The organism is Stenotrophomonas chelatiphaga (assembly GCF_032054965.1).
Classification (GTDB): domain Bacteria; phylum Pseudomonadota; class Gammaproteobacteria; order Xanthomonadales; family Xanthomonadaceae; genus Stenotrophomonas; species Stenotrophomonas chelatiphaga.
Window position 1 is genome coordinate 42295 of sequence record NZ_DAMBRS010000010.1, and the last position, 12947, is coordinate 55241.

At 67.6% G+C, this 12947-nt stretch carries 6 protein-coding genes; 1 reads left to right on the forward strand and 5 read right to left on the reverse strand.

Translation table 11 applies throughout. From position 1 onward, the window contains the following. Nucleotides 1-35 precede the first annotated feature (35 nt). The 5 genes from RTX79_RS12965 to prpB all read right to left on the reverse strand — a co-directional run bounded on the left by RTX79_RS12965 (nt 36) and on the right by prpB (nt 11164). Nucleotides 36-4970 (reverse strand): alpha-2-macroglobulin family protein, encoded by a 4935-nt coding sequence (locus RTX79_RS12965; protein WP_312684134.1) that lies wholly within the window; start codon nt 4968-4970, stop codon nt 36-38. A 131-nt stretch (nt 4971-5101) separates the two neighbouring features. Continuing rightward, nucleotides 5102-6286, reverse strand: coding sequence for a 2-methylaconitate cis-trans isomerase PrpF (gene prpF, locus RTX79_RS12970; protein WP_312684135.1), 1185 nt, complete (start codon nt 6284-6286; stop codon nt 5102-5104). A gap of 34 nt (nt 6287-6320) precedes the next feature. Continuing rightward, on the reverse strand, nt 6321-8936 hold the full coding sequence (acnD, locus tag RTX79_RS12975) for a Fe/S-dependent 2-methylisocitrate dehydratase AcnD (RefSeq protein WP_312684224.1): 2616 nt from the start codon (nt 8934-8936) through the stop codon (nt 6321-6323). A gap of 149 nt (nt 8937-9085) precedes the next feature. Beyond that, nucleotides 9086-10243, reverse strand: coding sequence for a bifunctional 2-methylcitrate synthase/citrate synthase (prpC, locus tag RTX79_RS12980; protein ID WP_312684137.1), 1158 nt, complete (start codon nt 10241-10243; stop codon nt 9086-9088). A gap of 30 nt (nt 10244-10273) precedes the next feature. Beyond that, a complete protein-coding gene (gene prpB / locus RTX79_RS12985; RefSeq protein WP_057508727.1) occupies nt 10274-11164 on the reverse strand; it encodes a methylisocitrate lyase in 891 nt (296 codons plus the stop codon). 152 nt (nt 11165-11316) lie between these two features. Between prpB and prpR the strand changes: the two genes are divergently transcribed. Next, nucleotides 11317-12903, forward strand: coding sequence for a propionate catabolism operon regulatory protein PrpR (prpR, locus tag RTX79_RS12990; protein WP_312684138.1), 1587 nt, complete (start codon nt 11317-11319; stop codon nt 12901-12903). The last annotated feature ends 44 nt before the right edge of the window (nt 12904-12947 follow it).

Genomic DNA, 12947 nt, shown 5'->3' on the forward strand with positions numbered 1-12947 from the left:
TGGGCAGGCCGCAGCGTGGCGGCCCGCCCGCCGGCTCACGGTTGCACCACCGTGATCGTGCTGGGGTTGCTGCGGCCGACACCGCGCAGCTGCGGTCGGTACATGTCTTCAACCAGCGACGGCGGCACCGTGTAGGTGCCCGGAGTGACCGCGCGCACCAGGTAGAACAGCGTCGCCTTGCTGCCACGCGACAGGTTCAGTGCCGCCACGTAGCGGTCATCGCGGAACTCCTCGTGCTTGACGTCGGCCGCATCACCGCGTGCGCTGATGCCGATGCCGTCCACCACCACGTCGGCCCACTGCTTGGCATCACCGAGGTTGAAATTCTCGATCTCCAGCCCGGCCGGCAGCAGGTCGGTCAGCAGGGCATCGGGCATGCTGCTGTCCGGGGTGACGGTGACGCGCACGATCAGCGCCTCGCCTTCCTTCAACGGGCGCGGCGTCCACGGCTTGCCGTCGGTGCCGAACCAGCTGCGCTCCACCCCGATCACGCTGTTGTCCGGCGCCGGCGCGGTGCGCGGAATACCCGCCACGTCGATGCTGGCGAACATCGGCGGCTCACCGGTGGGCGCAAAGCGCACGCCACTGACCAGCTGCGCGGCGTCGAAGCCGCGGCCGAACAGGCGACGCTCCCCGATGCTTTCGGTCTGCGCACCGATCACCAGCTCACCGGCAACCAGCTTCTTCTGGTTCGCGGCCAGCGCCTTGCCCAGGCGGGCGATGGCCACTTGTTCCTGGGTGCTCAGCCACATCCAGCCACGGTTGCGTCGGGTATCCAGCTCACGCCCGAGGTCCACCGAACGCGCATCCCAGGCCGGCTTGGCCAGGTTGTGCTCGTGGGTCAGCGCGATCATCAGCGCGTCATCGCGGATCGCGCTGCCGTAGTCACCGAAGTACGACGGCCGTTCGCTGCTCGGCTTGGCGAAGCCGGCCGCGATGGCCGCTTCACCGCGCTTGCGATCACCCTGCAGCGACAACGCCACGCCCAGGTGCACCAGCGGCAGGCCACCGATGGCCTTGGCCCGTTCGTTGTCATACAGCGTGCGCAGGGTGCCCAACGGCGCGCGGTTGACCCGCGCCAGCACGTAGCCGGAGTAGGCCTGGTTGGCGAACTTCAGGTTGTCACGGCGATCCTGGCCATAGAACTGATTGCCGCCGGACAGCAGGTCCTCGCTGAGCCGGTTCAATGCCTTCTGCAGCACGTTGTCGGGTACGGCGAAACCGGCATCGCGGGCATCCAGCAGGAACTCGGTGATGTACGGCGTCAGCCACGGATTGACGTAGCCGTCGTCGCCCCACATGGAGAAGTTGCCGTTGGCCACCTGCATCGAAGCCAGGCGACCGAAGGCGCCTTCCATGCGCTCGCGGCGCACCTTGGCGTCCAGTCCGTCGGCACCGAGCATCGTCGACGTGGCCTGGTCCAGGATCAGCGCGGCGTAGCCCTTGCTGGTGGTCTGTTCGGCACAGCCGTACGGATAGTTCAGCGCCCCCTGCAGGGCACTGGCGAAGGGAATCGGTGGCAGCGGGCTGACCAGCAGGCGCGCGGTCACCGATTCCGGCATCAGGCCGTCCATCAGGCTGCCATCCAGGCTGATCGCAGCCAGCGGATCCAACGTGCGCACCTGCGAACGCAGCACCTGCGGCCAGGCCGCACGTACCGGCAGGTCGTAGCGGCGATCGGCCTTGAAGCCGTTGCCGTCCACCCGCACCCGCACCTTGGCCACGCTGTGCCCCTCGCGCGCACTCAGCGGGAAGCTGAGCGTGCTCTTGGCATCGGCCGCCAGCTGGATGCTGCGCGTGCCCTCGGCCAGGCTCAGCGGGCCTTCGGTTTCCACCCGCACGTTGAACTGGCCGGGCTTGCCGGTGAAGTTCTGCACGTCCAGGGTGACCGTGCTGCGGTCGCCCGGGGCCAGCACGCGCGGCATGCTGGCTTCGGCCAGCAGCGGGGCGCGCACCACGGTCTCCACATCGCGCTTGCCATAACTTTCATCGGCATACACCAGCGCCGACACCCGCAGCGTGCCGTTGAAATCCGGCACCTTCAGGCGGACCCGGGCATTGCCCTTGGCATCCAGCTTCACCGGCCCGGTGAACAGGTCCACGGTCTGCACCCGCGCCGTCGGCCGCTTGGCCTGCGGCAACGCCGCCAGCGCCATGTCGCCGCCGAATTTCAGCTTGCCGCTGCTGCCGTCGAAGCTTTCGATGACGCGGCTGTAGATGTCATAGGCATCGATGCCCAGCCGGCGCTGCGCGAAGAAATGCGCCGCCGCATCGGGCACCGGGAAGCGGGTGATGTTCAGGATGCCCACGTCCACCGCGGACACGGTCACGTGCGCGACCTTGCCGGCCAACTGCGGCACGCTCACGGTGACCGGCAGGTCCTGCTCCGGACGCATCTGCTTCGGCGCCACCAGTCCCACCGCGACCGTGCGCGCCTTGCGGTCCATCGGCACGTGCACCACGCCCACCGCGCGTGCCGGGGTCACCTTGCTCGGTGCACTGCCGCCACGGAACACCAGCGCGGTGATGTACACATCGTGGCGCTCCCAGTCGGCGGTGACCGGAATCCTGAAGGTGCTGCCCGGCTTGGCGTCGATGTCCTGCACGTAGATCATGCGATCGGTTTCCACCATCAGCAGGCTACGACCTGCATGCGGCGGCGTCACCGTCACTTCCAGCGTGTCGCCGGCCTTGTAGCCGGTCTTGTCCAGGCCCAGCTTGACCTTGTCCGGGCGTGCATCCAGGCCCCGGTTGTCGTCGCCCCAGCTCCAGCCTGCGCGGAACGGGTAGCGGCTGGTCAGTCCGGTGGCCGGATCGAATACGTCCACCCGGTATTCGCCCCACTCCACCGGCACGTCGAAGGCCACCGCGCTGGTGCCGGCGTCGACGGTGCGGGTGTCCTTGTTCTCGAAGCGGCGGGTGAAATCGTAGTCCCAGCGATTGTCGTTGAACGCCCAGTGGTAATCACGGAGCTCGCGCACCAGGGTGACCTTCAGCCCCTTGGCCGGCTGCGGCTTGCCGGCCGCATCCACGCGCATCAGTTCGAAGCGCGCGGTGCCATTGGCATCGGCGCCGTCGTCCGGGTTGAACAGCGGGCGCACGCCGACCAGCGCCGCGGCCGGCCACATCACCCGCTTGAGGGTGCGGTTGACGGTGCGTCCACCAGTTTCATACAGGCTGCCCGACAACACCACCGCCACCGGGGTCTTGGCCTTGGCGGCTTCTTCCGGCAGGTCCACATCCTGCTTCAGCATGCCATCGGCGGGCAGCGTGGTGTCCACCACGTCCTTGGCTTCGCGCGGCAGGCTCACCGTCGGGTCGCCGAAGAAGTAACCCGGCAGGCCTTCCACCGGGGTCTGTTCCACGGCCACAGCCAGGCGCGCGGTGAAACGATTGCCGTCGGCCGGTGCGCCATACAGATAGGCACCGTTGGCCTGCAGCCGCAGCGCATCACCGGGCTTGAGGCTCTTCTGCGCACTGTCCAGGTCCAGCTTCATCCGCTCCGGCAGGAATTCTTCGATGCGCAGGGTCATGCCCTGGATCGCTTCCTTGCTGGCCGGATCGGTACGGAACTCGACCTGCCAGCGGCCGGTCGGCGCATCGGCAGGGATCAGCTGTTCGAAATTGAAATAGCCCTGTTCGCCGGGCTGCAGCTGGGTTTCGCGGAAGATCTTGCCATCGGGCTGCTTCAGCCGCAGGAACACCGGCTGGCGTGCCTTTGCATCCTTGCCCGGTGCGACCGGCCTGCCATCGTTGTCGCGCAGCAGCGCGGACAGGCGCACGGTCTCGCCGGGACGGTACAGGTCGCGCCCGGACCAGGCGAACACATCGAACCAGGCGTTGTCTCGCCCGGCCACCGCGAACTCGCTCAGGTCCAGCGCGGGCTGGTTGAACGGCAGGAAGCTGGTGTCCTTGCCGCTGCCGGCGACCAGCACGTGGCTGGCATCCAGGGTGTAATCCAGCAGCGCGTTGCCGTTGCCGTCGGTGCTGCCGCGCAGGACCACTTCGCCCTTGCCGTCCAGCACGCGCACGTCCACCTTCTTCAGCGGCGCGCCGTCCTTCAGCGAGGCGGTGTGGACGAACAGCTTGTCCTTGTACGCGCGGGTATGCAGGCCGATGTCGCTGACACTGAAGAACGCGGTATCGAACTCACCATCGAAGGCACCGGTGCGCTTGAGCACGGCGAAGTACAGTCCGGGCTCCTGCAGTTCCTTGATGTCCTGGGTCGGCAGGTAGGTCAGCACGCGCTCGTTCTGCTTGCCGCCCAGGATGAAGCGGTTGACGTAGACCGGTTCGGCCAGGCGGCTGATCGGCGTGCGTTCGCTGTAGTCGCTGTCCAGTTCCCAGCTGCCGCGGCGGCCGCCGCGCTGGTACTGGCTGAAGAACGTCGGCAGTTCCTTCTCGCGCACGCGCAGGAACTCCACGTCCACTTCCGGCACGTTGACCGACACCACCGGCAGGCCGCGGCTGTCGCGCGCCGGCAGCACGCTGCCCTGCGAGGCGAAGCCGGCCACCGGGGTCAGTTCGCCGCTGAACACCTTCTGCCGCAGTTCCTTGCCCAGCCTGCTGCCGTCGGCGGCCAACAGGTCGGCCGACACCACCAGCGAGTATTCCTTGGCGGCTTCCACGAACGGGTAGCGCAGGGTCCTGCCGTCCTCGGACAGGGTCCAGCTGCTGTCATCTGTGCCGACCTTTTCCTCGAAGCGCACCAGCGCGTCGAAGTCCTGGGTGCCGACCAGCGGGCGCGAGAACTCCAGCGCCAGCGACAGTCCATCGTTCTTCTGGTCCGGGTAGGCGCGCAGCAGGGTGAACTCGGTCACCTGCTCGGCCTTGGCGGTGATCGCCTCGCCGCTGGCCGCGGGCAGCTGCCCGCTGTCGTTGCGGTTGCAGCCGGTGATGCCGGCCAACAGGCTTCCTGCCATCAGGGCTGCCGCCCATCCCCACTTCCGAAGCCGCTGCGGACCGGTCATGTCGTCACTCCTTGAACAAGGCGTGCATTATGCCCCGCGCGCACCGGTAGTGACGGCCGCTGGCCGTCATCCGGCGCCACGCTGACGGCCAGCGGCCGTCACTACCGGTTCGAGCGGCCGTCAGTACCGGTTCAAAGGGTATCGGCCGGGACGCGGACGGCGCCTTCCATCAGCACCCGGGCGCTGCGGCTCATGATCGCCTTGGTCACCGTCCACTGCCCGTCCACCTGCGCCGCCTCGGCGCCGACCCGCAGCGTGCCCGAAGGATGACCGAACACGACCGACGTGCGCGCCCCGCCGCCCGCCGCCAGATTGACCAGGGTGCCCGGAATCGCCGCGGCCGTGCCGATGGCGACCGCGGCGGTGCCCATCATCGCGTGATGCAGCTTGCCCATCGACAGCGCCCGCGCATGCAGGTCGATCGACGCGGCGGCAATCGCCTTGCCACTGGAAGAAACGAAGTCCTGCGCCGGCGCCACGAATGCCACCTTGGGCGTGTGCTGGCGGGTGGCCGCCTGCTCGATGCGCTCGATCAGCCCCATGCGCACTGCGCCGTGCGCGCGGATCGCCTCGAAGCGCTCCAGCGCCGCGCGGTCTTCGTTGATGGCCGGCTGCAGTTCGGTGCCGGTGTAGCCCAGGTCGGCGGCGTTGAGGAAGATGGTCGGAATCCCGGCGGTGATCATCGTCACCTGGAAACTGCCCACGCCGGGGACCTCCAGCGTATCAACCAGGTTGCCGGTCGGGAACATCGCCCCGCCGTCCTGATCGTCGGACGGGTCGAGGAATTCCAGCTGGATTTCCGCCGCCGGGAAGGTCACCCCGTCCAGATCGAAATCGCCTATTTCCTGCACCTGGCCATCGCGCATCGGCACGTGGGCAATGATGGTCTTGCCGATGTTGGCCTGCCAGATGCGCACGCTGCACAACCCATCGCGCGGCACCCGCGCCGGCTCGATCAAGCCATTGCCGATGGCGAAGGGGCCAACCGCCGTGCTCAGGTTGCCGCAGTTGCCGCTCCAGTCGACGAAGGCGGTATCGATCGACACCTGGCCATACAGGTAATCGACATCGTGGTTGGGGACCGACGCCGCCGAAATGATCACGCACTTGCTGGTACTCGACGTTGCCCCGCCCATGCCATCGGTGTGCTTGGCATACGGATCGGGCGAGCCGATCACCCGCATCAGCAGCGCATCGCGCGCCGGCCCGGGAACCTGCGCGGCGGGCGGAAGATCCTGCAGGCGGAAGAACACGCCCTTGCTGGTGCCACCACGCAGGTAGGTGGCGGGAATGCGGAGCTGCGGAAGAAAGGTCATGGGATCAGTCCAAGGAGGAAGGTCGGCGAGATCGTCATGCAACCTGCGACGCTTCCAGGAAGTCCTGCGCAAAGCGCTGCAGCACGCCGCCGGCCTCGTAGATGGACACCTCTTCGGCGGTATCCAGCCGGCAGGTGACCGGCACCATCAGCTGGCTGCCGTCGCGGCGATGGATGACCAGGGTCAGCTCCGCACGCGGCAGCCGCGCACCGGTCACGTCGAAGGTTTCGGTACCGTCGATGCCCAGCGTCAGGCGGGTCACGCCCGGCTTGAACTCCAGCGGCAGCACGCCCATGCCGATCAGGTTGGTGCGGTGGATGCGTTCGAAGCCTTCGGCCGCGATCGCTTCCACACCGGCCAGGCGCACGCCCTTGGCCGCCCAGTCACGCGAACTGCCCTGGCCGTAGTCGGCACCGGCGATGATGATCAGCGGCTGCCGGCGCAGCATGTAGGTCTCGATCGCTTCCCACATGCGCAGCACCTGGCCTTCCGGTTCCACGCGGGCCAGCGAACCCTGCTTCACCACCCCGTCCACGACCGCCATCTCATTGATCAGCTTCGGGTTGGCGAACGTGGCGCGCTGCGCAGTGAGGTGGTCGCCGCGGTGCGTGGCATAGGAATTGAAGTCCTCTTCCGGCAGGCCCATCTGCGCCAGGTACTCACCGGCAGCGCTGCTGGCCAGGATCGCATTGGACGGCGACAGATGGTCGGTGGTGATGTTGTCGCCCAGCACGGCCAGCGGACGCATGCCGCTGAGGGTGCGGGCACCGGCCAGCGCACCCTCCCAGTACGGCGGGCGGCGGATGTAGGTGCTCTGCGGACGCCATGCGTACAGCGGGCTGATCGGCGCGCCGTGTTCCACCTTGAAGGTGAACATCGGGTCGTAGACCTTGCGGAACTGTTCCGGCTTCACGCTGGCCTTGACCACCGCATCGATCTCTTCGTCGCTCGGCCACAGGTCCTTCAAGGTGATCGGATTGCCCTGCGCATCGACACCCAGCGCGTCCTTTTCGATATCGAACCGCACCGTGCCGGCGATCGCATAGGCCACCACCAGCGCCGGCGATGCCAGGAACGCCTGCTTGGCGTAGGGATGGATGCGGCCATCGAAGTTGCGGTTGCCCGACAGCACCGCGGTGGCATACAGGTCACGGTCGATGATCTCCTGCTGGATCACCGGGTCCAGCGCGCCGCTCATGCCATTGCAGGTGGTGCAGGCGAAGCCGACGATGCCGAAGCCCAGCTGCTCCAGCTCGCCCAGCAGTCCGGCCTCTTCCAGGTACAGCTGCACCGCCTTGGAACCCGGCGCCAGCGAACTCTTCACCCACGGCTTGCGGGTCAGCCCGGCGCGGTTGGCATTGCGCGCCAGCAGCGCCGCACCAATCACGTTGCGCGGGTTGCTGGTGTTGGTGCAGCTGGTGATGGCGGCGATGATCACCGCGCCATCGGGCATCAGCCCGCCGGCCTGCTCGAGCTTGCCGGAGGCCAGCTTGGCCTCGTCGGCGATGCCGCGCGCGGCCAGTTCACTGGTGGCCACGCGCTTGTGCGGATTGGACGGGCCGGCCATGTTGCGCACCACGCTGGACAGGTCGAACTGCAGCACGCGCTCGTACTGCACCTGCGCCAGGTCATCGGCCCACAGGCCGGCGGCCTTGGCATAGGTTTCCACCAGCTGCACCTGCGGTTCCTCGCGGCCGGTCAGGCGCAGGTAGTCCAGGGTCTGCTGGTCGATGGAGAACATCGCCGCGGTGGCGCCGAACTCCGGCGTCATGTTGGAAATCGTCGCGCGATCACCAATGCTCAGCGCGCTGGCACCGGCGCCGAAGAACTCGATCCACGCACCGACCACCTTGGCCGCGCGCAGGAACTCGGTCAGCGCCAGCACGATGTCGGTGCAGGTGATGCCCGGCTGCGGGCGGCCGGTGAGTTCCACGCCGATGATGTCCGGCAGGCGCATCCACGAGGCACGGCCGAGCATCACGCTCTCCGCTTCCAGGCCGCCGACGCCGATGGCGATCACGCCCAGCGCATCCACGTGCGGGGTGTGGCTGTCGGTGCCCACGCAGGTATCCGGGAAGGCCACGCCATCACGCACCTGCACCACCGGCGACATCTTCTCCAGGTTGATCTGGTGCATGATCCCGTTGCCCGGCGGAATCACGTCCACGTTCTTGAACGCCTTGCGGGTCCAGTTGATGAAGTGGAAACGGTCTTCGTTGCGACGGTCTTCCACGGCGCGGTTGCGCTCGAAGGCGGCCTTGTCGAAACCGGGGTACTCCACCGCCAGCGAGTGGTCGACGATCAGCTGGGTCGGCACCACCGGGTTGATCTGCGCCGGGTCACCGCCGGCATCGGCGATGGCGTCACGCAGGCCGGCCAGGTCGACCAGCGCGGTCTGGCCGAGGATGTCGTGGCACACCACGCGGGCCGGGAACCACGGGAAATCAAGGTCCTGGCGGCGCTCGATCAGCTGCCGCAGCGAGGCTTCCAGGGTGGCCGGGTCGCAGCGGCGCACCAGGTTTTCCGCCAGCACGCGCGAGGTATACGGCAGCGTGGCATAGGCGCCGGGCTGGATCGCATCGACCGCGGCCCGGGTATCGAAATAGTCCAGCGCGGTGCCGGGGAGGTTCTTGCGGTACGACTCATTCATCATGGGGCTGGTCATGGCTGGCTCTTGGACAGTGGCGGGCCGGGCGTCGCGTCACCGGCAGGGACGGCGTTGCAACGCCACAACGGAACCAGGACGGCATCGCCGCCCCGCTCCGCACGGCACCCTGCGCGAGGGTGCCGGGTCACGCGTCAGGCGCGCTTGTCGATCGGCACGAACGCCTGGTCTTCCGGACCGGTGTAGTTGGCACTGGGGCGGATGATCTTGCCATCGATGCGTTGTTCGATGATGTGCGCGCTCCAGCCGGAGGTGCGTGCGATGACGAACAGCGGGGTGAACATCGCCGTCGGCACGCCCATCATGTGGTAGCTCACCGCGCTGAACCAGTCGAGGTTCGGGAACATCTTCTTGATGTCCCACATCACCGTTTCCAGGCGCTCGGCGATGTCGTACATCTTCATGCTCGACTGTTCTTCGGACAGCTCGCGGGCGACGTCCTTGATCACCTTGTTGCGCGGATCGGACACGGTGTACACCGGATGGCCGAAGCCGATCACCACTTCCTTGCGCTCCACGCGCGCCTTGATGTCCGCCTCGGCTTCATCCGCGCTGTCATAGCGCTTCTGCACTTCGAACGCCACTTCGTTGGCGCCGCCGTGCTTGGGTCCGCGCAGCGCGCCGATGCCGCCGGCGATGGCGCTGTACATGTCGCTGCCGGTGCCGGCAATCACCCGGCAGGCGAAGGTCGAGGCGTTGAACTCGTGTTCGGCGTACAGGATCAGCGAGGTGTGCATCGCCTTGACCCACGAATCCTGCGGCTTTTCGCCGTGCAGCAGGTGCAGGAAGTGGCCGCCGATGGAGTCATCGTCGGTCTCCACGTCGATGGCGCGGCCGTTGTGGCTCCAGTGGTACCAGTACAGCAGCATCGAGCCCAGGCAGGCCATCAGCTTGTCGGCGATGTCACGCGCGCCGGGATGGTTGTGGTCGTCCTTTTCCGGCGACACGCAGCCCAGCACGGACACGCCGGTGCGCATCACGTCCATCGGGTGCGCCGACGGCGGCAGTTCTTCCAGCGCGGCCTTGACCGCGGCCGGGATGCCACGCAGCGACTTCAGCTTGGCCTTGTAGGACACCAGCTCGGCGCGGGTCGGCAGCTTGCCGTGCACCAGCAGGTGGGCGATTTCCTCGAACTCGCTGGTGGTCGCCAGGTCCAGGATGTCGTAGCCACGGTAATGCAGGTCATTGCCACTGCGGCCCACGGTGCACAGGGCGGTGTTGCCGGCGGCGGTGCCGGACAGGGCGACGGACTTCTTCGGCTTGAAGGTCGGGGTGGCGGTCGTATCGTTCATTGTTTTCCTCCCGGAAATCGTGGCAGCAGGTTACTTCCTGGCGGCGAACAGCGCATCGAGCTGCTGCTCGAAGGCGTGGTAGCCGATCCGGTCGTAGAGTTCGTTGCGGGTCTGCATGGCATCCACCACATTGCGCTGGTGGCCGTCGCGGCGCACCGCTTCGTACACGCTTTCGGCGGCCTTGTTGGCCGCGCGGAAGGCAGACAGCGGGAACAGCTGGATGGCCACGCCGGCCGAGGCCAGCTCGTCACGGCTGAACAGCGGGGTGGCGCCGAATTCGGTGATGTTGGCCAGCACCGGCACCTTCACCGCATCGACGAAGCGGCGGTAAGTGTCCAGGTCATAGGCGGCTTCGGCGAAGATGCCGTCGGCACCGGCTTCCACGCAGGCGATGGCGCGCTCGATGGCCGCGTCCACGCCGTCGACCTGGATGGCGTCGGTACGCGCGATCAGGAAGAACGCCGGATCGGTCTTCGCATCGGCAGCGGCCTTGACCCGGTCCACCATCTCGCCCTGCGACACGATCTCCTTGCCCGGCCGGTGGCCGCAGCGCTTGGCGCCCACCTGGTCTTCGATATGGCAGGCACCCGCACCGGCCTTGATCAGCGACTTCACCGTGCGCGCGATGTTGAACGCGCTGGGCCCGAAGCCGGTATCGATGTCCACCATCAGCGGCAGGTCGCACACATCGGTGATGCGACGCACGTCGATCAGCACATCTTCCAGCGTGTTGATGCCCAGGTCCGGCAGGCCCAACGAACCGGCCGCGACGCCACCGCCGGACAGGTAGATGGCGCGGTAGCCGGCGCGCTTGGCCAGCAGCGCATGGTTGGCATTGATCGCACCGATCACCTGCAGCGGTGATTCGGCAGCCAGGGCCTGGCGGAAGCGGGCGCCGGCGGAAACGAGGGAAGCAGTCATGCAGCAATCCTGTCAGGGGTCAGCGTAGGACAGCGCAAAGAACGTGCCAACCCGCAAGCCATTGATTCTCCTGCCTTGCCCAGCCATGGATTTGAAACATATGAAACATCGAAACAGATGTATCATGAAACACCCTGCGATCCGTGACGCCCATGTACCTGCCCCGCCCTCCCGACAGCGCCGGCGATGCCGATCCCACCCAGCCGGTCATCTGGACGGTGAGCGTGTCCCGGCTGACCGGTCTGCTGGGCGATGTCATTCCCGAATTCGACCGCCGCGCGCGCATCGAACAGATCAACCTCGGCTTCGAGGAGGCCGTTGCGGTGATCAACCAGCGGCTGCGCCAGGAACACTGCGACGTGGTGATCGCCGGCGGCTCCAATGCGGCCTGGCTGCGCAGCCGGCTGGACGTGCCGCTGGTGCCGATCCAGGCCAACGGCTTCGACCTGATGGAAGCGCTGGCGCGGGCGCGCCGCATCGCCCCGCGCATCGGCCTGGTCACCCACGCCAGCGACGTGCCGACCTTCGGCAGCTTCCAGGACAGCTTCGGCCTGCAGATCGAGCACCGCCGCTTCGTCACCCGCGAAGACGCGCGCGACTGCATCGCCGACCTGCGCGCCAACGGCATCGAAGTCATCGTCGGCACCGGCATGGCCATCGACCACGCTGAAGCCGCCGGGCTGCAGGGCGTGCTGCTGTATTCGGCCGATTCGGTCCGCCAGGCCTTTGAACATGCGCTGGAGCTGGCCCACACGCTGGCACGTTCGGGCAGCCGCCGCCTGCCGCTGCGGCAACGCCGCGGCAACCGCGCAGGCCAGGGCACGGCGCTGCTTGGCGACAGCGGCGCGATGGCCAAGGTCCGCCAGCACATCGCGCTGTACGCCCCGCATGACAGCACCGTGCTGGTCAGCGGCGAGACTGGCACCGGCAAGGAACTGGTGGCCCGCCAGCTTCACGCTGAAAGCGGGCGACGTGGCCGCTTCGTCGCGTTGAACTGCGGCGCGATCAGTGAATCGCTGCTGGAATCGGAACTGTTCGGTTACAGCGATGGCGCGTTCACCGGCGCCCGCCGCGGTGGTCGCATCGGGCTGGTGGAAGCCTCCGACGGCGGCACGCTGTTCCTGGACGAAATCGGCGAGCTGCCGCTGCCGTTGCAGACCCGCCTGCTGCGCGTGCTGGAAGAGCGCGAAGTGCTGCGCGTGGGCGCCACCGAACCCACGCCGGTCAACCTGCGCGTGGTCGCCGCCACCCTGCAGTCGCTCGAGCAGCGCGTACAGGCCGGCCAGTTCCGTCGCGACCTCTTCTATCGGCTGGCGACCTTGCGCATCGTGCTGCCGCCGCTGCGTGCACGGCGCGGCGACGTCGCCCTGCTGGTGCACCACTTCTTCCAGCAGCTGCGCGGCATCGACGCCCCGCTGGACGAGGACGCCATGGCCCTGCTGGGTGCGGCGGACTGGCCCGGCAACGTGCGCGAACTTCGCAACCTGGTCGACCGCCTGCGCATCCACTGGCAGCCGGGCGACGGCCTGATCGATGCACACCGACTGCTGTCACTGGCACCGGAACTGGCGCAGGGCACGCCCGCTTCGGCGGCCGCGCCGCTCGCCGCCGGGCGCCCGTCCAGCGTGCAACTGCAGCAGCTGCTGGCGACCCACCGCAATGATCGCGAGGGAATGGCGCAGGCGCTGGGCATTTCGCGCACCACCTTGTGGCGCTGGCTGCGCGCAGCGGGGCTGTGACGGCGGATTCCCTGCTGAGCAACGCGCGTCACCCACCACACCCT